General features: G+C 34.2%; 21 protein-coding genes. 4 read left to right on the top strand and 17 right to left on the bottom strand.

Features of this window, described 5'->3' with window-relative positions; translation table 11 throughout:
• Positions 1–12: 12 nt before the first annotated feature.
• The 4 genes from pstB to BUB90_RS11865 form a co-directional block, all read right to left on the bottom strand.
• Positions 13–771 carry a phosphate ABC transporter ATP-binding protein PstB gene (pstB, locus tag BUB90_RS11880; RefSeq protein WP_073287970.1) on the bottom strand — a complete coding sequence of 253 codons (759 nt, stop codon included), beginning with the start codon at positions 769–771 and terminating at the stop codon, positions 13–15.
• 40 nt (positions 772–811) lie between these two features.
• Complete coding sequence (gene pstA / locus BUB90_RS11875) at positions 812–1,969, bottom strand: phosphate ABC transporter permease PstA (RefSeq protein ID WP_073288241.1); 1,158 nt, start codon at positions 1,967–1,969, stop codon at positions 812–814.
• A 69-nt stretch (positions 1,970–2,038) separates the two neighbouring features.
• On the bottom strand, positions 2,039–2,917 hold the full coding sequence (pstC, locus tag BUB90_RS11870; RefSeq protein WP_073287968.1) for a phosphate ABC transporter permease subunit PstC: 879 nt from the start codon (positions 2,915–2,917) through the stop codon (positions 2,039–2,041).
• A 1-nt stretch (position 2,918) separates the two neighbouring features.
• The gene (locus BUB90_RS11865; RefSeq protein ID WP_073287966.1) at positions 2,919–3,842 is read right to left on the bottom strand and encodes a phosphate ABC transporter substrate-binding protein; all 924 of its coding nucleotides are present in this window, start codon (positions 3,840–3,842) and stop codon (positions 2,919–2,921) included.
• Between the two features lie 405 nt (positions 3,843–4,247).
• On the opposite strand from BUB90_RS11865, the gene BUB90_RS11860 reads away from it, so the two are divergent.
• Positions 4,248–4,727, top strand: a complete 480-nt coding sequence (locus BUB90_RS11860; protein ID WP_073287964.1) for a deoxycytidylate deaminase — start codon at positions 4,248–4,250, stop codon at positions 4,725–4,727.
• Positions 4,728–4,848: 121 nt separating this feature from the next.
• Here BUB90_RS11860 and BUB90_RS11855 read toward each other — a convergent pair whose 3' ends face one another.
• The 6 genes from BUB90_RS11855 to BUB90_RS11830 all read right to left on the bottom strand — a co-directional run bounded on the left by BUB90_RS11855 (position 4,849) and on the right by BUB90_RS11830 (position 11,530).
• Positions 4,849–5,571 carry a peptidoglycan recognition protein family protein gene (locus tag BUB90_RS11855; protein ID WP_073287962.1) on the bottom strand — a complete coding sequence of 241 codons (723 nt, stop codon included), beginning with the start codon at positions 5,569–5,571 and terminating at the stop codon, positions 4,849–4,851.
• A gap of 308 nt (positions 5,572–5,879) precedes the next feature.
• Complete coding sequence (gene guaB / locus BUB90_RS11850) at positions 5,880–7,334, bottom strand: IMP dehydrogenase (RefSeq protein WP_073287960.1); 1,455 nt, start codon at positions 7,332–7,334, stop codon at positions 5,880–5,882.
• 344 nt (positions 7,335–7,678) lie between these two features.
• Positions 7,679–8,182 carry a DUF6106 family protein gene (locus tag BUB90_RS11845; RefSeq protein WP_073287958.1) on the bottom strand — a complete coding sequence of 168 codons (504 nt, stop codon included), beginning with the start codon at positions 8,180–8,182 and terminating at the stop codon, positions 7,679–7,681.
• Between the two features lie 259 nt (positions 8,183–8,441).
• The gene (gene groL / locus BUB90_RS11840) at positions 8,442–10,067 is read right to left on the bottom strand and encodes a chaperonin GroEL (protein ID WP_073287956.1); all 1,626 of its coding nucleotides are present in this window, start codon (positions 10,065–10,067) and stop codon (positions 8,442–8,444) included.
• A gap of 70 nt (positions 10,068–10,137) precedes the next feature.
• On the bottom strand, positions 10,138–10,425 hold the full coding sequence (locus tag BUB90_RS11835) for a co-chaperone GroES (RefSeq protein ID WP_073287954.1): 288 nt from the start codon (positions 10,423–10,425) through the stop codon (positions 10,138–10,140).
• A gap of 232 nt (positions 10,426–10,657) precedes the next feature.
• Complete coding sequence (locus BUB90_RS11830) at positions 10,658–11,530, bottom strand: DNA-3-methyladenine glycosylase family protein (RefSeq protein ID WP_073287952.1); 873 nt, start codon at positions 11,528–11,530, stop codon at positions 10,658–10,660.
• A gap of 138 nt (positions 11,531–11,668) precedes the next feature.
• Between BUB90_RS11830 and BUB90_RS11825 the strand changes: the two genes are divergently transcribed.
• Positions 11,669–12,388, top strand: coding sequence for a DUF6062 family protein (locus tag BUB90_RS11825; RefSeq protein WP_073287950.1), 720 nt, complete (start codon positions 11,669–11,671; stop codon positions 12,386–12,388).
• An 87-nt stretch (positions 12,389–12,475) separates the two neighbouring features.
• Here the strand turns inward: BUB90_RS11825 and BUB90_RS11820 are convergent, their stop codons facing one another.
• The 5 genes from BUB90_RS11820 to BUB90_RS11800 form a co-directional block, all read right to left on the bottom strand.
• On the bottom strand, positions 12,476–13,324 hold the full coding sequence (locus BUB90_RS11820; RefSeq protein ID WP_073287948.1) for a DUF2225 domain-containing protein: 849 nt from the start codon (positions 13,322–13,324) through the stop codon (positions 12,476–12,478).
• Positions 13,325–13,336: 12 nt separating this feature from the next.
• On the bottom strand, positions 13,337–15,013 hold the full coding sequence (locus BUB90_RS11815; RefSeq protein ID WP_073287946.1) for a glutamine--tRNA ligase/YqeY domain fusion protein: 1,677 nt from the start codon (positions 15,011–15,013) through the stop codon (positions 13,337–13,339).
• Between the two features lie 328 nt (positions 15,014–15,341).
• Positions 15,342–16,184, bottom strand: a complete 843-nt coding sequence (locus tag BUB90_RS11810) for a cell wall hydrolase (protein ID WP_073287944.1) — start codon at positions 16,182–16,184, stop codon at positions 15,342–15,344.
• A gap of 491 nt (positions 16,185–16,675) precedes the next feature.
• Positions 16,676–17,632, bottom strand: a complete 957-nt coding sequence (locus tag BUB90_RS11805) for a D-2-hydroxyacid dehydrogenase (RefSeq protein WP_073287942.1) — start codon at positions 17,630–17,632, stop codon at positions 16,676–16,678.
• A 224-nt stretch (positions 17,633–17,856) separates the two neighbouring features.
• Complete coding sequence (locus tag BUB90_RS11800; RefSeq protein WP_073287940.1) at positions 17,857–18,171, bottom strand: hypothetical protein; 315 nt, start codon at positions 18,169–18,171, stop codon at positions 17,857–17,859.
• A 441-nt stretch (positions 18,172–18,612) separates the two neighbouring features.
• Between BUB90_RS11800 and BUB90_RS23515 the strand changes: the two genes are divergently transcribed.
• Positions 18,613–18,768 carry a hypothetical protein gene (locus BUB90_RS23515; RefSeq protein WP_170865485.1) on the top strand — a complete coding sequence of 52 codons (156 nt, stop codon included), beginning with the start codon at positions 18,613–18,615 and terminating at the stop codon, positions 18,766–18,768.
• A 104-nt stretch (positions 18,769–18,872) separates the two neighbouring features.
• Here BUB90_RS23515 and BUB90_RS11795 read toward each other — a convergent pair whose 3' ends face one another.
• Together BUB90_RS11795 and BUB90_RS11790 are read right to left on the bottom strand one after the other, a co-directional pair.
• Positions 18,873–20,567, bottom strand: a complete 1,695-nt coding sequence (locus BUB90_RS11795; protein ID WP_073287938.1) for a S8 family peptidase — start codon at positions 20,565–20,567, stop codon at positions 18,873–18,875.
• Positions 20,568–20,709: 142 nt separating this feature from the next.
• Positions 20,710–22,395 carry a S8 family peptidase gene (locus BUB90_RS11790; protein ID WP_084139220.1) on the bottom strand — a complete coding sequence of 562 codons (1,686 nt, stop codon included), beginning with the start codon at positions 22,393–22,395 and terminating at the stop codon, positions 20,710–20,712.
• A gap of 201 nt (positions 22,396–22,596) precedes the next feature.
• On the opposite strand from BUB90_RS11790, the gene BUB90_RS11785 reads away from it, so the two are divergent.
• Positions 22,597–22,968 carry a GntR family transcriptional regulator gene (locus BUB90_RS11785; protein ID WP_073287936.1) on the top strand — a complete coding sequence of 124 codons (372 nt, stop codon included), beginning with the start codon at positions 22,597–22,599 and terminating at the stop codon, positions 22,966–22,968.
• Positions 22,969–22,971 lie beyond the last annotated feature (3 nt).

Raw genomic sequence — 22,971 nt, 5'->3', positions numbered from 1 at the left:
TTTAAATAAAAATCAACCAAATCTACCTGTAATATAATCTTCTGTCTTTTGCTCTTTCGGATTATTAAAGATTTGACTCGTCTCACCATATTCTACCACTTCTCCATGTAAGAAGAAAGCAGTCTTATCAGAAATTCTACTCGCTTGTTGCATGTTATGCGTAACTATGATAATTGTATACTTATCTTTTAACTCTTCAGCCAAATCTTCGATTTTAAGAGTTGATATTGGATCAAGTGCAGATGTTGGTTCATCCATTAAGATAACTTCTGGACCTACTGCTAATGTTCTAGCAATACAGATTCTTTGTTGTTGTCCACCGGATACTGCTTGCGCATTCTTCTTTAACTTATCTTTAACCTCTTCCCAAATTGCTGCCTGTCTAAGGCTTTTCTCAACGATTTCATCTAATTGGCTTTTCTTTTTAATTCCATGAATTCTAGGACCGTAAGCAACATTGTCATAGATACTCATAGGAAATGGGTTAGGTTGTTGGAATACCATACCTACTCTAGAACGTAGATTAATTACATCAATATCTTTGTAGATATTAACCCCATCCATATGAATAGTTCCATCGATACGTACTCCTTCTATTAAATCGTTCATACGATTGATTGTTTTAAGAAATGTTGATTTGCCACAGCCAGATGGTCCAATGAATGCCGTAATCTGATTCTTCATAATATCCATATTTATCTTCTTTAATGCTTGGAAATCACCATAGTATAAATCCAAATCACGAACTTGAAATTTCACATTGTTCTCCATTTAAAAGCTCCTTTTCTATATTACGTAAAATTTTATATTCTTAATTTTTAACAGTAAATCGTCTTGTAATCCATTTTGATAATAGGTTTAACACCCAAATTAACACGATTATAACAACTGCAATGGAACAAGCAGAAGCAACATCCCCTTCTTCTTTTAACAATTGATATAATTTGGTAGTTAAAGTTGCAGCACTTGCTGTATTACCTGTTAATGAACTAGGAATCTGCGCAATTGTACCTGCAGTCCAGATTAAAGCAGCTGATTCACCAACAATACGTCCAATACTTAAGATAATTGCTACAAGTATACCCGGTAAAGCATTCGGTAGTACAATCTTAAAGTTCGTCTGTAACTTAGTAGCACCTAAACCAAGAGAAGATTCTCTGTATCCTTTTGGTATTGCTTTCAGCGCTTCCGATGTCGTTGATATAATCGTCGGTAATAATAAGATACTTAAGGTAAGTGCACCTGCTAATATTGAATACTGCATCTTTAACATCTGCACGAAAACCAACATACCAAACAAACCATAGATAATAGAAGGAATACCTGCTAACATCTGTATCGCAAATTGGATTACTACTAGGATTTTACCTCTTTTCGCATATTCAGTAAGAAAAAGTGCTGATAGGATACCTATCGGTGCAGCAATTGCTAACGATAATAATATGATATATAGAGTCGATACAACCATCGGCTTAATACCGCCACCTGGACGTGTCACTTTAAGCTTTAATGTTTCACCATTCATAGCAGCATCATTAAATTGTTTGTTTAACTCTTCTAACGTTATATTTTTTGTATCTGTAGCTAATACTTTCGTAATAACATCATCTACTTTAACTTCATATGCAGCACCTTTAAGATTCTTAGAATCTTTTAGGACTGAATCTTTTTCTAGTTTTGTTACTGCAATATAACCATCTTCATTTTGTTCTACATGTGCACCTAACGATGCAATATAAGAATCCGAAAGATTTGTGTCTTCGGTATTCTTTAACTCTACGTTAATAAAAGTAGTTTTGGCTTGCCATTGTCTTGTTAAGAAGTCAATGTTAATACCAGGTAATCCTTTTACGAATACGAAACCAATGATAACAACCAAAGTCATTACACTTAATGCAGAAGCTAGATATAGTAATATCTTACCTATTGTATCTTTAATTATTCTTGATTGATTGTTCTCTATCTTCATTCTTACACTCATACATATTGCAAGCTATCTTGCCATGTATGACTCCTTTCTCTACAATCTTGAATTTTATCAATTCTTTTCACCTGCTTTACGTGTAATACGCATTACTGTAATATTAACAAACATAATAAATACGAATAAAACAACACCTGTTGCAAATAACATCTCTTGATGTCTACCAGAAGCATACCCCATCTCCATAGATATATTAACAGTTAATGGACGTACTTTATCCCAGATGCTTGTTGGTATACCACCAATTGCATTACCAGCGATCATCATAACCGCCATTGTTTCACCAATTGCTCTACCAATGCCAAGTACTGTGGCAGATAAGATACCTGATTTTGCAGCTGGAACTACACTACAGAAAATTGTTTGCATCTTAGAAGCACCTAATCCTAGGGAAGCTTCACTATATGAATTGGGTACGGCACGTAGTGCACTTTCGGATAATGTTATAATAGTAGGCAAAATCATAATTGTTAAAACACAAATTACTGCTAATAATGATTGTCCTTGTGGTTGTGGTGATATTTTCTGAATAATAGGTAATATAATACCCATACCGAATGCTCCGTAAATAACAGATGGAATACCCGCAAGTAATTCGATTGCAGGTTTAATAATGTTCACTATGCTTTTTGGTGCAACTTCAGCAATAAATACTGCTGTTAATAATCCTATTGGAACCCCAACTAAAATCGCACCAGCTGTAGCGAATACAGATCCTGCTATCATATAGAATACACCATATTGGTTATTCTCTGGGTTCCAATGAACACCAGTGATGAAATCTGTAAAACTGTACGCATTTTCTCCAAAGAACGGTTTAAGTCCTTTGGAGAATACAAATGCTATTATTGCTACAACGCTGATAACGCTTATAAGGGCACATATTAGGAATAATGTTTCAATGATTTTTTCGCGTATCTTTGTCGTCTTCATATTAATCTATCTTAATGCCTCCGTGTGCTTCTACATAAGATTGGCCATCCTCGCTAAGTGCAAATTCAACGAATGCTTTTGTCTGTGCTGTATAGTTGTTTTCGTCATACACGAATAAGAAAGGTCTTGATAATGGGTATGAACCAGCTTTTGCATTTTCAGCAGTTGCCTCAACGCTTTCTACTGTAAGAGCCTTAACTGTATCATCAATGAATGAGAATGATACATAACCAATTGCATTTTCATTACCAGCTACTGAAGTTTGAACGTTACCGTTACCTTCTACTACCATTGCATCTTCTGTTAAGCCGCCTGCATCTTCTAATTTAATTAATTCTTCAAATGCACTTCTTGTACCTGAAGCTCCTTCTCTTGAAACGATTACGATAGGAGCATCGTTTCCACCAAGTTGATTCCAGTTAGTAATTTCACCGCTATAGATTTTTGCAAGGTTTTCTACTGAAATATCTGTAACTGTGTTTGCTGGGTTTGTAATTACAGCAATTCCATCATGAGCGAAAACTACTTCTTTTACGTTGTCTGCTTTTTCTTCATCTTTTAATTCTCTTGATGAAGCACCAAGATCATTGCTTCCTGCTATTGTATCTGCGATACCTGCTGAAGAACCAGTACCAGTGTAGTTGATTGTTACATCTGGGTTAATTGCTTGGAATTCATCAATCATATCATTTAAGATTTTATCTACTGAAGTCGAACCAGTAATAACTACTGTACCACTTAAGTTAGATGAATCCTCTGCAGGTTGCGCTGTTGTATCTGTTGATGTACTATCTTCTGTTTTATTTGTTGTTTCTGTTGTATTTCCGTTCGTTTTTGCATTGTTTTTTTCGTTCTTTGAACAACCAGCGAATGATAACGCCATTGCTCCAACCATACATAATGCTACTAATCGTTTTAATCTCATCTTAATTATCCTCCATTTTATAAATGTCGTTTATGTTGTAAGGTTAACCCGTAGCCCCTTTTGCTACGTTAGGTAACTCTCTGGAATACTTTACGTATTCTCTCTTTTTTTCATTACCTCTTCCTTACAGTACTTAATTTACACCTATAATGTTACCTTCATATTTTTTGAATGTTAAGTTTATGTAAAGTCCTATGTTTTTTTTTCACAAATTGAATCGACTTACATAAAATAGGGGATACTATTTCTATTTCGCTATATTTTATCTAGTATTTTATTTACATATGGTGTATTTCAATGTTAAAATATAACCACTGTAACTATGACTCTCAGATCTTGGTTACTAATAATAGAATGTACACTTTGTTTTCTATTATACTTAATTCCAAACAACGGAGGTGCTTTATGAAAAAACAAGACTATATTAATTGGGATGCTTATTTTATGGGAATCGCATTGTTATCTACAAATAGAAGTAAAGATCCTGGTACTAGTGTTGGTGCTTGTATCGTTAGTCAAGATAACAAGATTCTATCTGTTGGATATAACGGAATGCCATATGGCTGCTCCGATGACGAGTATCCATGGGAACGTGAAGGTGACCCCTTCGATACGAAATATTTCTATGTATGTCATGCGGAACTTAACGCAATACTTAATTATACAGGTACTGATATAAAAGGTTCTAAGGTATATGTAACACTTTTCCCATGTAACGAATGTACGAAAGCAATTATTCAAAAAGGAATTGCTGAAATTATCTATATGGATGATAAATACGCACATACACCAGCAGTACTTGCCTCCAAGAGAATGCTGACATCTGCAGGTGTTAAATTCACTAAATATACGCCAATCGGCAAGGATATCACACTTTCTTTATAATAAGAAAACCAAATCAAACTACAAGTTTTAATTTACTAACTGTGACATATAACAAGCAAAAGAGTCGCTACTTATAGAATGATCTATAAGAGCGACTCTCTTCTTATATATAGGTTTTGCATTATTTATTCTTTGCATTCTCTTCGATTACTTTAAACACATCTTCTTTGAATTGTTCCCAGTCCTCTTCATTCTCTACAAAATACTTCGGGCAAATCTTACCTGTAACATCGTAATGTCTTATAATATCCTCTTTCTTTAGATTATATTCCGAACAAATCCATGCGGTAAGTTTGACCAAGGATTTATATGATTTCTTTGTGAATTTTCCTGTCTCATCTGGATGGCACACTTCAATTGATATGGTATCTTCATTTCTACCATTTGATGCATATGCAACCTCATTCAAAGGGACGCACTGAATGATATTTCCTTTCAAACCTATAATAAAATTACTACTTGAGTAGATATAATTACCATTGGCATAAGTTTTACCTTCTTTAAGTCCCTCAAAGTAATTTCGATTTGCCTCTGCATCGGTTCCTGGATTAGCAGTATAATGAATTACCACACCCTTAACTTTCTTAAGTCCTGTCTTCGGCCTTGAATATTCATTCGGTGTAAGCAACATCTCTTCTATATTAAGACTATCATAGAATCCATCTATCATCTTTAGTGTCGGTTTACTCATTACTCCAAACAATCCACCTTGAAGAATCTTCGATATTCCTCCACCTAAGAGGCATACCCCTGTCACAAACATTAATACCAAACTACTAAGTATTAATAATCGTTTCATCTTTTTCTTTCTTCTATATTGTGCCTTAGTTAATCTTTTCCTCATTATATTAACTCCATCTGTCTTACTTCTGTACTCTCTTCTCCTATTATTCCACAATTTTTTCTATGTTTCAACCCATTAAGAAATTCTTAACTATTCTATGTAATAAATATTATGAAACATATGGGGTAAGTCACTTACTTTGAAGCATCGCGATTGCCAACGTTTGAGTTATATACACAATCAGATGCAACAAAAAAAAACAATCTTTCAACTGTTTTGTATATGAGGCACGGATTTGTAAATCCATGAATCCACATACAAAACATGAAGATTGTCTTATAAATTTGAGTTAATTTATATAAATCAATTTATTGTTCTACACTGTAGTTAGGAGCTTCTTTTGTGATATGAATATCATGTGGGTGACTTTCTTTTAATGAAGCAGCGGAAATCTTAACGAATTTTCCTCTTTCCTTTAACTCTTCAATTGTAGGGCATCCACAATAACCCATACCAGAACGAAGACCACCCATAAGTTGGAATACGGTATCTTCAACAGTTCCTTTATAAGCTACACGACCTTCAACACCTTCTGGAACTAATTTCTTAGCATCTGTTTGGAAGTAACGATCTTTACTTCCGTTTTCCATAGCTGCGATTGATCCCATACCACGGTATACTTTGTACTTTCTACCTTGGAATAATTCAAATGTTCCCGGACTTTCATCGCAACCAGCGAAGATACTACCCATCATACATACGTTAGCACCTGCTGCGATTGCTTTAGTCATATCTCCAGAATATTTGATACCACCATCAGCAATGATTGGTACGCCATATTCTTTTGCTACTGCATAAGAATCCATAATTGCAGAGATTTGAGGAACACCGATACCAGCAACAACACGAGTTGTACAGATAGAACCAGGTCCGATACCAACTTTAACTGCATCTGCTCCTGCTTCAATTAATGCTCTTGTTCCTTCGCCTGTAGCTACATTACCAGCAACAACTTGTAAGTCTGGATATTTTTCTTTTACCATCTTAATTGTATTAACTACGTTAAGGGAATGTCCGTGAGCTGAGTCGATAACAATTGCATCAACTTTAGCTTTCACTAAAGCATCTACACGAACTAAAATGTTGTTTGTAATACCTACAGCTGCTGCACATAATAATCTTCCTTGTCCATCTTTTGCTGATAATGGGTATTTAATTTGTTTTTCAATGTCTTTTATAGTAATAAGACCTTTTAGATTTCCGTCTTTGTCTACGATTGGTAATTTTTCTTTTCTTGCTTTAGCAAGGATTTCTTTTGCCTCAGATAATGTAATTCCTTCTGGTGCCGTAATCAATCCTTCTGTTGTCATACTATCTTTGATTTTCTTAGAATAATCTGTTTCAAACTTAAGATCACGGTTTGTAATAATACCTACTAATTTCTTGCCTTCTGTAATTGGAACACCAGAGATTCTAAATTTTGCCATCAAATTGTTGGCATCTTCTAATGTATGTTCTGGTGATAAATAAAATGGATCGGTAATAACGCCGTTTTCCGAACGTTTTACTTTGTCTACCTCTTCTGCTTGTGCTTCTACTGACATATTCTTGTGAATAACTCCGATGCCACCTTGTCTAGCCATAGCAATTGCCATTCTATGTTCTGTAACTGTATCCATTCCTGCACTCATCATAGGAATATTTAACTTAATCGTCTTTGTTAAGTTAGTAGCTAAGTCAACTTGATTTGCAATATGCTCTGAATATGCTGGTACGAGTAACACATCATCAAATGTAATTCCTTCACCGATAATTGTTCCCATTTCAAATATCCTCACTTTCTCATTGTAGTTTTGAATGACATTTTTTTAATAATGTCTTTCTGTCGTAGACAGTAATTTTCACAAGTATAACTAAAAAAAATAAACTTGTCAACCTATTAAATACAAAAAAAAGATTGTTTCTCACAATCTCTTTTTGATTTCAGTTATATTCTTAACTATTTAGCTCATTTTCTTACTTTATATAATTATTTCTTATAAACATATTAATAAAATGCAGCAAGTCATTGTAAACCCTGTTTCTTCCATATCTGTAAGCACACAAATTGAATATACTATATTCAATTTGGTGCCAGATAACTCGAAAAAGTTTTATGCAATGAATGTTATTGCATCATTACTTTACGAGGTGCTTTGTATCTCATACATTCAAGCATCTTCTCGCTTGGCTCAAATAAGATCTTGTATCTTGATTCTCCCGAAACAGAATAAATCGCATAGGTTTTTGCATCTTTTCTTAATGAACTAAAGTTCTTAAGAGTAAAACTCTTGTTATTACGATAAGAGTCAAGTGCATGTGAAGTCTCTGGTGCAACAATTTCCACTTGTTCCATATCGATACGTAACATTCTCTTTCTTTTTGCTTTTCCACTGATACGATCAAAATCAATTTGTCCATCACAGTACACATATTCATATTCAACATTAAGTCTAGGGAATATGAATGAAATTGCCACAATACAAACTAATACGAATGTAAATAAAGCAGGTGATACCGTTAGTGTTAAAATCACGGATGCGAATGTAAGTACAATTAATAAAAACTTAATAAGGTATGTTTTCGCAGTAGGTAATCTAGATACCCCTGCTTCTGCATAAGTTTCTCCCATATAAAACTTCCTCCTAATTACAATCATGCTACTAACTAATCTTAAGCAATTAAATACATTATACTAAAAAATGCACGGAAAAGAAAGTGGTATGTCATAAAATTTATATAAACTGCCATGAATCCTAATCATTTTCTCTAAAATAAAAAGGCAATTTCCATATGATACTATGTATTATCACATAGTATCACCGAAAATTGCCTTCTCTATCTATGATGCTATACTAGATGACTATTTTGCGAATGTATATTTGATTAAATTACATCATTCCCATTCCGCCGCCTGCACCTGCTGGCATAGCTGGTTCATCTTTTTTGATTGTAGCTACAACAGATTCTGTTGTTAGTAATGTAGATGCTACACTTGTAGCGTTTTGTAATGCACTTCTTGTAACCTTAGCTGGATCAAGGATACCATTCGCTACCATATCAACATATTCTTCTTTTAATGCATCGAATCCCATTCCTGGTTCTTGTTCTCTTACTTTACTAATAACAACAGCACCTTCTAAACCAGCGTTTGCTGAGATTGTGAATAATGGAGATTCAAGTGCTTTTAAGATAACGTTAGCACCAGTCTTTTCATCACCTTCAAGTGTATTCACTAATTTAGCAACTTCTTTTGAAGCGTGAATATAAGAAGATCCACCGCCTGCGATGATACCTTCTTCAACAGCTGCTCTTGTTGCTGCTAAGGCATCTTCCATACGTAACTTAGCTTCTTGCATTTCAGTTTCAGTAGCAGCACCTACACGGATAACAGCTACACCACCAGCAAGTTTAGCAAGTCTTTCTTGTAATTTTTCTTTATCGAAATCTGAAGTAGTTTCTTCGATTTGAGATCTGATTTGAGCAATTCTAGAAGCGATTTCTTCTTTATCGCCTTCACCATCAACGATGATTGTATTTTCTTTTTCTACTTTAACAGATTTTGCACGGCCAAGTTGATCCATTGTTGTTTCTTTTAAATCTAATCCAAGTTCATCAGAGATTACAGTACCACCAGTTAAGATAGCGATATCTTGTAACATAGCCTTTCTTCTATCACCATAACCAGGAGCTTTAACAGCTACTACTTGGAATGTACCTCTTAATTTATTAATAACTAATGTAGTTAATGCTTCACCTTCAACGTCTTCAGCGATAATTAATAATTTAGCGCCTGATTGAACGATTTGCTCAAGTACTGGTAAGATTTCTTGAATATTAGAGATTTTCTTATCAGTGATTAAGATATATGGATTGTCAAGGTTAGCAACCATCTTATCCATATCTGTTGCCATGTATGCTGATACATAACCACGGTCAAATTGCATACCTTCAACTAAATCAAGTTCTGTTTTCATAGTTTTCGATTCTTCAATAGTGATAACACCGTCGTTAGAAACTTTTTCCATAGCATCTGCAACTAATTGACCAACTTCTTCATCTCCTGCAGAGATTGCAGCAACTTTAGCAATTTGCTCTTTACCTGTAACATTTGAGCTCATCTTCTTAATCGCTTCTACTGCACATTCTGTTGCTTTCTTCATACCTTTTCTTAAGATAATAGGATTAGCGCCTGCTTCAAGGTTCTTCATACCTTCTACAACCATAGCTTGTGCTAATACAGTAGCTGTTGTCGTACCATCACCAGCAACATCGTTTGTTTTTGTTGCTACTTCTTTAACTAATTGAGCACCCATGTTTTCGAATGCATCTTCTAATTCAATTTCTTTCGCAATTGTAACACCATCGTTTGTGATTAATGGAGCACCGTAAGATTTGTCAAGAACAACGTTTCTTCCTTTTGGTCCTAAAGTTACTTTAACTGTATTTGCTAATTTATCTACACCTGCTCCAAGAGCTTTTCTTGCTTCTGCACCATATTTTATTTCTTTTGCCATAATGTATTGCCTCCTATTTTTTATAATATCGAGTGGTTATTACATCTATAACTATTCCGTTTCTTATGTCTTAATCTTCTACTATTGCAACAATATCATTTTGTTTTACAACAATGTATTCATCTTCACCAAGTTTTACTTCTGTTCCAGCATATTTCGAGTAGATTACTTTATCTCCTACTTTAACTTGCATAGTAACTTCTTTACCATCTACGATTCCGCCAGGTCCTACCGCAATGACTTCAGCTTGTTGTGGTTTCTCTTTCGCTTGACCAGGTAAAACAATTCCTGATTTTGTTGTTTCTTCTGCTTCTAATTGTTTTAATACAACTTTGTCTCCTAAAGGTACTAATTTCATATTAATATTCCTCCTTATTCTTGTTTACGGAAAGTGTATCCTTCACCCGTAGTCATTACTTATTTTTTTAGTTATTAGCACTCACTTTGAACGAGTGCTAAAAGTTATTTATATATTAGTAAATTTACCTTTTAAATGCAACTGAAAGTTTTTCGCAAACTTCGTGATTTTCGCTCCATACCTTTCGTTTTCTCTCGATTGCTCTCTTTTTCTCATTTTTACTATCTATTTCTTATTTTACACGATTATCTCTCGCATAGTAGAAGAGATATTGTTGAGCATAACCTCCATACTCACCAAAGTGTTCTTTCGCAAACGCTTGCATCTCATCTTTCTTAACAGGCTCATCAAAATATAGTCTTTCCAAAATTCGAATCATCCATACATCAATAGGAAATGCTTCTCTTCTTCCAAGACCAAATAACAAGATACAATTACCTACCTTCTCACCAATACCTTTTACAATCTGAATCTTCTCAAGGGCTTCCCCATAGTTCATCTGACGTAACTCGTTCTCACACAGTTCTTGACTCACAACTTTTTTACATGCATCCACTAAGTATTTGGCTCGAAATCCAGCCTTCATATCGAGAAAATCTTGTTCCGTCGCTTTACTTAGTACTTCAGGAGTTGGAAAGCTGTAATACTTCTTACCATTCCATTCCCCAATATATTCACCAAATCTTTCTGATATACGCTCAACAATCTGCATTATATGTGGAATTTGCTTATTCTGTGATATTATAAAGGTAATAAGCATCTCAAAAAATTCTTGGTTTAATATTCTGACACCTGACTTTTGCTCAATTGCTTCTCCTATCAGGTTATCTCTTTCATTCAACCATTTCTTAATTGTACCATAATCCCTATTCAAATCAAAATATGGACACCATATGGACTGTACCTCTTCCATAGTACTATTATAGAAGAACAGTATGTTATCTTCTTGTTTTATATGAAGCGTACGATTCTTAGCTATAACAAGGTATTCATTATCACTAATACATTCATACCGAAAGCATTGACCACATTCTAGTGTCTGCTTTAAATCAAAGTGTTCTATTTCTTCTATCACGATACACGTTTTGTCTGCTATTATTCTCATATTTATATGGCCCCTTTCATACTTGTTTATCAATACTCTAACAAATGAATACATTATAGCATAAACACTTGAATCTATGTTATAATAAAAATACTGGCAATTCATAAGATGCCTATACACATGATCGGAGGTTACACGATGAAAGAACAATTATATACAATACCCGTAATGGATGCCTATAGAGAAGATTGCGAATGTCCCGTTTGTTCCATGTATAATAGCTTGGAATTAAAAGCAATTGATTTCACTATGGGACCAAGTTATATGGAAGATGATATTCGTGCTGTTACTGATAAAATAGGTTTTTGTAACACTCATATCAAACAATTATATAATAACCAGAATCGACTTGGATTAGCTCTTATGCTTAAGACACATATGGATAAGACTATTGATGACTTAACGAAACTATCTGGTTCAGAAAAAATATCTGCACCTTCTTTGTTCAAGAAAAAAACAGAATCAAAAGGAGTTCCAGCTTACATAGAGGCCTTAAAACACTCTTGTTATGTATGTGACCGTATTGAAATGACCTATAAGCGTTATCTAATAACTGTTTTCTATCTATACAAAAAGGAATCCGAGTTTCGTGATTTGTTCCGCGCTTCCAAAGGTCTATGCACAAATCATTATGCAGATCTCTATCAAATGGCACCAGAACAATTAAGCGGCGATATGTTGCAATCCTTCCTCGCTGACCTCAATAAATTATATCTCGATAATATGAAGCGCGTACGTGATGATTTATCATGGTTTATTGACAAATTTGATTATCGTTACGTGAATGAACCTTGGAAAAATTCACAAGATGCATTACCAAGAACCATTCAAAAAACAAATAGCTTCCAAGTTGAATAAATAAAAAAGAAAAGACAATTTTAAATAAAAAACATGCCAATATGATTTTCTAGTCCATATTGACATGTTAATATTTAGGATTGTCTTTTAATTATCTCTTTTGTTTTGTACAATAAGCTCTTTCAAATCACGCGCTTTTGACTTAATACGTTCATTTGCATCTCTTGCAATAAGTACCCTAGAAATCCATCTTCCTGCTTCATCAAATTTGCCACAACGTCTTGCTAAGTCAGCTACTAGATATGTAACAGTATTCTCATCCATTCCACACATTGGGAACATCTCTTTTGAGAATGCTGTTGTAAATCCTTCGTAAGCATTATAGATAAACTCATCCTCTTCTGACTTTAATTTAGCAATTTCTTTGTCATAGTTATCCGTGTCTGCTGGTAACGTCTCTGCCTTACCTCTTAGTAACCATGCAATTTTCAAGCAAGTATAGGCTCTCTCACTATTCTTTGCCTTCTTAACTATTGTATTCACAAGAACTAACTTATGACGAGCAATTGCTTCGTCATAAGTATAGATTTCTCCTTCATTTTCAATACCACGAAAATTAATTGTAATTTGATCTTTAATTAATTTGGCTTGTGGTGCAGTCATGTAATTAAAGAAACGATTTAATGCACTATATCCACAACTCGGACAAACAATTGCATCATATTTTAATGAATCAACAAGTTGATACTTTGGACGTAAATCAGAATCAGCGCCAAGTAATTTCACCTTACCAGTTTTTACTGACTTTGATTTGAATTCGTTATCACAAACTGGACAAGTATGTGTCTTATCAAAGATAAAATCGTCTTCCGTGATCTTTGGTTTCTCTGCTTCTTTGTCCCCTTCTTTTTTGTCACCGTTACCTGTATTATACACATCTAGGCCTTGTAACTCGCCTAGTCCGAAATTCTCTAATCCCGAAAATAAGTTAGCCATTTTTCACCCTCCCTAAGCTGGTTTATAAGAACTTTTTAATGATACAATTCGGTTAAATACTAAATGATCTTCTGTTGAATCTTTGCAATCTACACAGAAATACCCTTGTCTTAAGAATTGGAAACTATCTAAAGATTTTGCTTCTTTGATTGCAGGCTCAATATAACATTCCTTAAGAACTGTTAATGAATCTGGATTTAAGTTAAGACTTCCATCTTCATTATACACCCCTTTTTCTTCGTCTACTATATTCTCATATAAACGTACTTCAGCTTTTACAGCAGTATTAGCTTCAACCCAATGAATTGTGCCTTTCACTTTTCTTCCTGTAAATCCAGTACCATTCTTAGTTTCAGGGTCATACGTACAGTGAACCTCTGTAACTTTACCATTCTCATCTGTTATATAATCCGTACACGTAACAAAGTATGCATTCATTAAACGTACTTCATTACCTGGGAATAATCTAAAGTATTTCTTTGGTGGCTCAATCATGAAATCTTCACGATCAATATATAATTCTCTTCCGAATGGTACTTTTCTTGTTCCCATCTCTGGATTTTCTTGATTGACAGAGGCATCAAGATACTCAATTTCACCTTCTGGATAATTCGTAATAACTAGTTTAATTGGATCTAGAACTGCCATCACTCTTGGTCTTTTAAGTTTAAGGTCTTCACGAATACAGTACTCTAACATAGCGTAGTCAACCGAACTGTTACTCTTAGACACACCACATAATTCCATGAATTTACGGATAGATTCTGGTGTAAAACCTCTTCTTCTTAATGCGCTAATAGATACTAATCTTGGATCATCCCAACCGTCTACAATGTTCTCTTCTACTAGTCTCTTAATGTATCTCTTACCTGTAATAACGTTTGTAAGATACATCTTAGCAAATTCTATTTGTTTTGGTGGATTCTCATATTCTAATTCTTTAACAACCCAGTCATATAAAGGTCTATGATCTTCAAATTCTAAGGTACAGATTGAATGAGAAATTCCTTCAATCGCATCTTCTATTGGGTGAGCAAAATCGTACATAGGATAGATGCACCATCTATCTCCTGTATTGTGGTGGTGCATACGAGCCACACGATATATAACTGGATCTCTCATATTGATGTTTGGAGATGACATATCAATCTTGGCACGTAATACTTTCGTACCGTCTTCGAATTCACCGTTCTTCATTCCTTCGAATAAAGCAAGGTTTTCTTCTACGCTTCTATCACGATATGGACTGTTTTTACCCGGCTCCGTTAATGTTCCTCTGTATTCTCTAATTTCGTCTGCTGTTAAATCACAAACGAAAGCTTTACCCTTTTTAATTAACTTAATAGCTGCTTCATACATTTGGTCAAAGTAATCCGATGCAAAGAATAGACGATCTTCAAATTCTCCCCCAATCCATTTTACATCCTCAATAATAGATTGAACGAATTCTGTCTTCTCTTTTGTTGGGTTTGTATCATCAAAACGAAGATTGAATTTACCATTATATTTTTTTGCTAAACCATCATTTAATAATATAGATTTTGCATGTCCAATATGAAGATATCCGTTTGGTTCCGGCGGGAATCTTGTAACAACTTGTTTGCAATGCCCTTCTTCAATATCTTTATCAATGATCTGCTCAATGAAGTTCTTAGATATAACTTCTTTTTCTGTTGAAACATTTTCCATGATTCTATGTCTCCTCCTAAGTTACTATTATATAATCATGTATATCGAACCATTTGTAGTCAAACAGATCTTCACAATCTGTTATTTCACTATCCATAAGCTCTAATACTTATAAAAGCCCAAAAATATTACTGGTTTCAATTACCAGTAGCAAGAAAGTAGATTACTTTCAACTTTATCATACCACACTTGCTCCATTTAGAAAAGTAGTATTAATAATATTTTCCTATATTGATACTTATATACTAGCAAAATAATTTAACACATGCCTTTGCTTGGTATATACAAAAAAAGCCGTTACACTTTAGTCGTGTAACAGCTATATATATTACTTAAATTGATGATCACCTAATGTGAATCTTGGATTTGATAATCTACCACTAAAACCATAGTATCCACTAAGATTTTTACTTAAAGATTTACCATTTTTCGTATATTTAATCGTTTTTACTCCACTCAATGCTGCTTTCGCTGCTTTGATACATTGTTTCTCTTGAGCGGAAGTAAACCTACCATTATCGTATTCGTTTAATGCTTTATTCAAAGAACCGTTTCTAACCGGACCGAATTGATGTTTTTGATATATAACGCCTTTTAATGAATTAGGGTATTTTTTTGAATCCATTCTATTTACTACAACAATACCTACTGCTAATTTTCCGGCATAAGACTGGTTTCCTGCTTCACAATAGATTAGTGTTGATAATAATCGTACCTCAGCACTTGAATAAGACGCAGCTTTCGTTGTCTTAGCTGATGTCTTTTTCTTAGTTATGCTAGTTTTCTTTTTCGTTGTTGTTGTTTTCTTTTTCGTTGCTTTTTCAGAATCTGTTTTTTTCTTAGAATCTGTTTCATCATTCTTACTATCTTTTGATGATTCTTTCGTTGTATCTTGTACTACTTCTTGGTTTGACTCATCATTCTCTGTCTTAGATGTATCTTCTGTTGTTGAAGTACCTTCGGTGATAGCAGAATCTTTTGTATTGGTAGAATCCCCTGTAGTAGTTTCCCCAGCTTGTGTATCTACATCAATCACTGATGTGTTCACAGCTTCTGAGTTTTGTATCTGTTCAACCGTATTCACTTCCGCTGCAAATGCGTTGATACTTACTGTATTCGCTACAATTAATGCTGTAGTAGTCATACAAAGCAAGAATTTTTTCATCTTCATATAAAATCTCCTTTTAATAACCTTCAAATTGGTTATCTTTGGTTACATAATAACAATTGTTATATTATTATGAATTTGAAATTGTAAGTGCTTGTTCAAACACTCACTTGCAGTGGGAAAGCAATTTTACCGCAATCCACTTATTACTTACTAATCTTCGTAATAGATCATAACAATTAAGAAACAAATCTGAAAAGCAAGTAACATTTTGTTAACAATTACTTAATAAGTATAACATAGTTGATAAATAAATCAAGTCTTAAACGTGGGTTTTTCATCCATAATAAACTACATATATTTACATTATGCATTTTTCATAGTATTTGTGCATAAAAAATAATGCAATCGGAAAAGTTATTTTATAACTTTTGCCAATTGCATTGATTAATCAATAGAAACATTTATTTAATATTCTAAAAATAATTTGGTATAATTGTTAAGTTTTACACTTTTCACAGCTCCATATATATCCATATTTTTCTATTATACTTCTATTTCACTATATTTCTTTCAACACCAGACAAATAAGCACTCATATTCAAACATACTTCTTCTACTACACGTCTTCTTGTTTCAACTGCTGCCCAAGCTATATGTGGTGTGATAATAAGTTTTGTACTATCTTGAATGCGTAACAATGGATTATCTGCTGCCATTGGTTCACTTGCCAATACATCAAGTGCTGCTGCCGCAATCTTATCATTCTCAAGTGCCTTGGCAAGATCAGCTTCATTAACAATTGAACCTCTTCCAAGATTCATTAATACCGCTGTATCTTTCATTTTGTTAAATTCAGCTGCACCAATCAAGTCTTTTGTTTGGTCGTTAAGTGGAGCATGAATGGATACGATATCCGATTGACTTAATAGTTCATCTAGTGTTACCCTCGTATATTCTGAATTATCATTCTTACCAGAAGTTGAATAATAGATTATGTTACAACCGAATGCTTCTGCAATCTTCGCAACTCCTCTTCCAATCTCACCAAGTCCAATAATTCCCCATGTCTTTCCTTTTAATTCGAAGAATTTCTTATCAAAATGGCTGAATATATCATTCTTAACATAAGCTCCTGATTTAACAAAATGATCATAGTAGCTTAAATTCTCATATACATAAAATAATAATGCAAAGGTATGTTGCACGACTGCCTCTGTTGAATATCCTTTTACATTCATTACCGTAATTCCTCTTGCATTGGTATATTCGGTATCAATGATATTCGTACCTGTCGCTGTTACGCAGATTACCTTTAGATTCTTTGCTTCTGATAAGGTACTCGCATTCATCGGCACTTTATTCACTACAATTACTTCTGCATCTTTTACACGTTCAGGGGTTTCCGAGGCTGTTGATAAACCATATACGGTTACCTCTCCGAATTCTTCAAGACATGTTAAATCCACGTCATCTCCCAAACAATTTGCTTCTAAACATACAATCTTCATACGTAACCTCCGCTGTCTAATATTATGACTTTAATTCTATCTGTTTTTATATAAGATTGCAAGTAACCACTTCCTTTGCTTTTTTTCTTTTACATTTTTTTCTTTACAGTCTATATATATTGCAATTAATACTTCTATAAATAAAAAGAGAACCACCATAAACTTAATTCAAATGATGTTTCTCTTTCTATTATTATAATTATTGGATTATATAATAAAATTATTTATTTTGCATAATTTGCATATTCCATAATGTTTTGATTAATTCCCTCACCTATAATCTCTACGATTTTCTCATAACAATCGTCTGTTTCGCTATTCATAACTTTAACATATAGCTCTGACATAGCAATTTGTGTATAAGCACTATTTACTCCTACTTTAATTTTAACATTTAAACATTCGTCTTCCACGGATATGTTCATATCCTCTGAATCTTTTGTTTCTGCACACAAACGCTCAATTGCTGTATTCACTTCATGAATCATTTGAAATGAAATTGTTGCTTTGTCAATAATACCTTCAATTGATTTGCTCACTACAAATTCCTCCTATAAGCTTTTTCTACATTATACTTGGTAATTTGATATTTTCCAATCAAATCTGGCTAATTTTACTTGAATTAGGTACAATTTCACATGCTTTTTACGTGTTTTTTTTTCATCGCTGGAGATACTATATTTCATAAGCGAAGTATCTATAACTTACAGTTACGTAACTCGATCAATTTTTCTAGTTGTTTCTGTATTGTTATTATACTATTATAATAAAACAATTGTAAACTCGCTTATAAAAAGTTGTTCTTCATCTAAACTCTCTCATGGGTTTCTACTATTATAATCATGTGTGAGATTATGCTAAATGGTGTTCACTTAAGTATTCTAATTTGGATAGCGACAAGTAATCCAGGCAGATGCATACTTGATTCAATATAACTCAACGACAAATTGTATAACCAGCACGGGAAGTGAGGTCACATTATGTCTTATATTGCTCCGCAGGTAAAACCAAAATTTGATACACTATCGGTTGGTCTACGTAACATCATTCTAGAGAAAGATGTTCAAATCAATACGATTCATGACTTGATTCGTGTTTTAGAGGAGATTGTCAAAGAAGGCGAAGAAGAAGGATAATTATTATATTAGGATAACTTCCTATAACCAAAAAAGCAACTTTTCATTAGTAGCACTAGTGAAAAGTTGCTTTCTCGTTATTATACATAAAAATGCGTCTTTTGCTATTCTCTATCTATTAAACTTTGAAAGGAATTATAAATATTAACCCTACCATAGCCCCATGAATTATTGGGATAAGCAATACCAGATTCTTGAACAGCCCCACGGATTAGTAATGTCTTAATCTCAGGCGTCGCCATGTTAGTAAAATTGCCTCGAACAATTCCCCATTCTAATAGCATCGCCGCTAGGCCTGTTACATGGGCTGCCGCTAACCCAGTACCTGTTCCAGTAGTATACGATTTTTCTAAATTAGGACCTAATATATTCACCCCAGGTGCACAAAAATCAGGCCTTAAAGTTCCTAATCTTGTTGGCCCTCTACTAGAATTCACATAGATACTATTATTTTCTGTATTATAAGCTCCCACTGTTATAAAATAGTCTGCATTTCCCGGAGATTGTACAATTGTATCTGGATTCGGTTTTAGAAATAAGGTATCCTCTGGGATAAATCCTTTCGATGGTAACCACATATGAAAGGCTGAGTCTATTGGCACTCTAGAAGTTATACGAAATCGCCAAACACCAGCAGACGGGTTTTGAAGTCGGAACAGTATAAGCTGATCTCCCGTCTGTGACTCCAAACTAATATTGTTTACCCATATTGTAGTGTTCTCAAAAAGAAAATCCTTTCTTCTTGTTTCTATTATTCTAGTAGGAGGAGAAATTAAGGACTCCCCTGTGGGTGAAATGATTTCAGCGGTTAGAGAACTAGGTACGGAACTCCATAATTCTAATGAAAAAGAAGGCCTTGTAACGCCGACATTTAACTCAGCAATAACCCCTGCACTATTTCTCTCTACCACACCATAAAAATGATGTCCGAGGTTAAGCTCATTTCCAGCAGAAGTGATGATACCAACTCCTGCATACTCTGAATATCTTGACACGATACTACTCAATACTCCTTTGTAATCATGCCCCCCTTGGTTTGTACCCAATCCAATACATATTGCTATTGGGCGTTTTATTCTAGATGCATATTCTAACAAATACCTCGCCGCTAATATAACATCTGTCTCCTGATAACATAAAGCGTCTTCTGGTATTAAAAAGAAACTCTTTGTAAAGGTTTTTGCTTCTTTTAGTTTCACCACTATTAAATCAGACTCCGGTACGACACCAGAAAACCCCTCCTTATTACTTTCTGTACCTGCAGCAACACCTGCTAGCATAGTACCATGCCCATTCGTATCTGTACTTGGGACAACATCTAAGGGGTTATTACTTTGTAACGCTAAATTAATCTGTTCTCTACTGTACTCCGTTCCATAATAAAAACCAGGAGGGTACGAATCTTCTGACTCAATTGTCTGATCCCATATAGAACTGATTCTAGTAGTTCCATCGGCATGTAAAAAAGCAGGATGCATATAATTAATACCTGTATCAATAATTCCAACTAAAACATTGTTTCCACGGAGTCCCAAATAGGGTACTTGTTGTACTCTAAGAACCCCCGAGGCCTCCAAATCAACAGTAGAAGCAAGATCAAGACATGACGGAAACCCCTCATATTCATACTTATTTATACTATCTTTACTCAGTTCGTCCACAGGAATATGTATAATAGCATATCTTTCATTTAAGATTGTCATGTTAGAGGGATCATATTGTCCCTTATATCTACTAAACTCTATAATAATATCTGCATAGTCGTTACTCGTAATTTTATATCGTTCCCTTTCATTCATATGAATATCCTCTCCAATTCTAATAGCTACTATGATTTGTATAACTAATTCTGACGCTTAGTTAACATATCTACGAGGGGTATTATAAAACCAAACTACTCACTTGGTACTTCGGTAACAAAATTATTCAATAAAAAATATCTTAAATATCAAATGTATTATAAATATTAACTGCTCCAAATCCCCAAATGTTATTAGGGTAATCTATAAACTGATTCCTATTAGCACTTTGTATTAAGTAGTTTTTTATATTGATTGTAGTCATTGTGAGTAAATTTCCATTGGTTATCCCCCACTCTAAAAATAACGCTGCAATTCCTGTTAGATACGCTGCCGATAATCCCGTCCCACTTCCATATACATACCTATGATTCAAAAATGGTGCCTTCAAATTAACCCCAGGTGCCGCACAGTCTGGTTTAATAATGTTGATTCTTGAGAATCCTCTACTAGAGTCATTATATATGTTACCGGATTGCAAATCATATGCACTTACTGTAATAGGCAAAATAGAATTCCCTGGTGATACTATGGTGATATTGGAGCTTGAATCTAAAAAATAAGTGTCAGATGATAGGAAATACCTAATTGGTAGCCATATATTGAAGTTCGATTGATAACTAGTATTCGTACTCACTTGAAATCTCCAAATCCCCTCTGTCGGTGTCCTAAACCGAAAAAGAATTAGCTCATCGTTAGTGTCTGGTTCTAATAAAATATTGTTTAACCATATGGTGGTATCATCTTCCGGAAAATCTAATCGCCTACTAACATAGTCATTAGGGCTACTTGTTGTGAACTCCTCACCCGAAGGTGAAATAACATGAATCATTGTCCCACTATTCGGAGAGCCCCAAACCTCCATGCAAAAGGATGGGCGACTTTTTCCAACCATTAGCTCAACTGTTGTATAACCACCAGATGGATTAACTCTTCCTTCATAATGATTTCTTCCATTTGCTTCATTGCCTCCCGCTATCACAATAGATACGCCTGGGTTTTGACTAAAGCTAGATAACATATCACTTAATTTCCCTACACCAGCATGCCCACCCTGATTAGTTCCTAATGCTATGCATATAGCAATAGGACGGTTAACCTCCTGTGCTACCGATATTAGATATTTCACCCCCAACATAATATCATTCTCTTGATAACATATTCTATCTTCAGGAATAAGAAAAAATTCTCTAATTGCTTCCTTCGCCGGTTTAAGTTTTACAACTACATATTCAGAATTTGTAGCAATACCACTAAACTTATTACCTAAATCACTACTACCACCTGCTACTCCTGCTAGTATAGTCCCTTGACCAATCGTATCCATCGTAGCTACATGTTGCAAAGGGTCAACACTTTTTAATGCCTCATTAATATCCTGTTTTGAATAGACGCACCCATAATGAAAGACGTTTACACATTCTTCTTCATTGATGGTTTGATCCCAAATACTAACTATTCTTGATGTTCCGTCCTCATTTAAAAATGCTGGATTCGTATAATCGATTCCTGTATCAACTATTCCAATTAAAACATTCTCCCCTTTTAATCCAAGACTCGGTAACGTTCTATTTTGCAAAATATTTATAGATTCATTCTCAATAGAAGCTGTAAGGGTATAACAAAAAGGAAACGAGTTATAACCATATTTATTAATACTATCTCTTTCAACTACTTGTAACGGTACATATACTACCGCATAGTTATCATCTATAATATTAATAGCCTCGATTTCCTCCTGTTGTAGCAAAGGATTAGATTTGTAATCTTTAATAATTAGGTCTGCATATTGCTCGCTAATAATTTTATGTTTATCGCTATGATTCACTACATTACTCCAATCGTCTTTTTACAAATTATGTATCTTTGTTTATATTTATGACTTATTATTAGCATCGATGGTATTCACAGTTTTTATAAATATTTCTTAACAAACATTAGCACAAGTTAACCTTGACACTTTGCATTATTTGCATTACTATAACTAATACAAAGAAACAGATAACCCCTATAGATAAGGAGGAATTACATGCTTCTGTCACTTGACTTTTCCAGTGATATTCCTATCTATCAGCAGATTAGGAATCAAATAATTATCGCTATCTCTGATGGGAAATTACTCCCTGGTGACCAATTACCAACGATACGAAATCTTGCAGATCAATCAGGAATTAATATGATGACGGTTAGTAAAGCCTATCAACTATTGAAGCAAGAAGGATATATAACCGCTGACCGGAGAAACGGAGCTAAAGTAGCACCTCGAAACGTTTCTTCCAGTGAAATACCTAGAGTTCTTCATAATGAACTTCAATTGCTAATATCTCAGTTTCACCTACAAGGAGTGAAGGAAGATCAATTCTTATCTCTATGTAAGGAGCTTTATAATAAGGAGGGTTAATCC

Source organism: Anaerosporobacter mobilis DSM 15930 (assembly GCF_900142955.1).
GTDB classification, from domain to species: Bacteria; Bacillota; Clostridia; order Lachnospirales; family Lachnospiraceae; genus Anaerosporobacter; species Anaerosporobacter mobilis.
This window is presented reverse-complemented; position numbering and strand designations above follow the sequence as displayed.

What these genes read in the sequence shown, in the direction of transcription:
- pstA (WP_073288241.1), bottom strand. Translation starts at nt 1,969, where the DNA reads ATGAAGATAGAGAACAATCAATCAAGAATAATTAAAGATACAATAGGT.
- pstC (WP_073287968.1), bottom strand. Translation starts at nt 2,917, where the DNA reads ATGAAGACGACAAAGATACGCGAAAAAATCATTGAAACATTATTCCTA.
- BUB90_RS11860 (WP_073287964.1), top strand. Translation starts at nt 4,248, where the DNA reads ATGAAAAAACAAGACTATATTAATTGGGATGCTTATTTTATGGGAATC.
- BUB90_RS11820 (WP_073287948.1), bottom strand. Translation starts at nt 13,324, where the DNA reads ATGGCTAACTTATTTTCGGGATTAGAGAATTTCGGACTAGGCGAGTTA.
- BUB90_RS11830 (WP_073287952.1), bottom strand. Translation starts at nt 11,530, where the DNA reads ATGAGAATAATAGCAGACAAAACGTGTATCGTGATAGAAGAAATAGAA.
- BUB90_RS23515 (WP_170865485.1), top strand. Translation starts at nt 18,613, where the DNA reads ATGTCTTATATTGCTCCGCAGGTAAAACCAAAATTTGATACACTATCG.
- BUB90_RS11845 (WP_073287958.1), bottom strand. Translation starts at nt 8,182, where the DNA reads ATGGGAGAAACTTATGCAGAAGCAGGGGTATCTAGATTACCTACTGCG.
- BUB90_RS11785 (WP_073287936.1), top strand. Translation starts at nt 22,597, where the DNA reads ATGCTTCTGTCACTTGACTTTTCCAGTGATATTCCTATCTATCAGCAG.
- BUB90_RS11825 (WP_073287950.1), top strand. Translation starts at nt 11,669, where the DNA reads ATGAAAGAACAATTATATACAATACCCGTAATGGATGCCTATAGAGAA.
- pstB (WP_073287970.1), bottom strand. Translation starts at nt 771, where the DNA reads ATGGAGAACAATGTGAAATTTCAAGTTCGTGATTTGGATTTATACTAT.
- BUB90_RS11855 (WP_073287962.1), bottom strand. Translation starts at nt 5,571, where the DNA reads ATGAGGAAAAGATTAACTAAGGCACAATATAGAAGAAAGAAAAAGATG.
- groL (WP_073287956.1), bottom strand. Translation starts at nt 10,067, where the DNA reads ATGGCAAAAGAAATAAAATATGGTGCAGAAGCAAGAAAAGCTCTTGGA.
- BUB90_RS11865 (WP_073287966.1), bottom strand. Translation starts at nt 3,842, where the DNA reads ATGAGATTAAAACGATTAGTAGCATTATGTATGGTTGGAGCAATGGCG.
- BUB90_RS11795 (WP_073287938.1), bottom strand. Translation starts at nt 20,567, where the DNA reads ATGAATGAAAGGGAACGATATAAAATTACGAGTAACGACTATGCAGAT.
- guaB (WP_073287960.1), bottom strand. Translation starts at nt 7,334, where the DNA reads ATGGGAACAATTATCGGTGAAGGAATTACATTTGATGATGTGTTACTC.
- BUB90_RS11815 (WP_073287946.1), bottom strand. Translation starts at nt 15,013, where the DNA reads ATGGAAAATGTTTCAACAGAAAAAGAAGTTATATCTAAGAACTTCATT.
- BUB90_RS11810 (WP_073287944.1), bottom strand. Translation starts at nt 16,184, where the DNA reads ATGAAGATGAAAAAATTCTTGCTTTGTATGACTACTACAGCATTAATT.
- BUB90_RS11835 (WP_073287954.1), bottom strand. Translation starts at nt 10,425, where the DNA reads ATGAAATTAGTACCTTTAGGAGACAAAGTTGTATTAAAACAATTAGAA.
- BUB90_RS11805 (WP_073287942.1), bottom strand. Translation starts at nt 17,632, where the DNA reads ATGAAGATTGTATGTTTAGAAGCAAATTGTTTGGGAGATGACGTGGAT.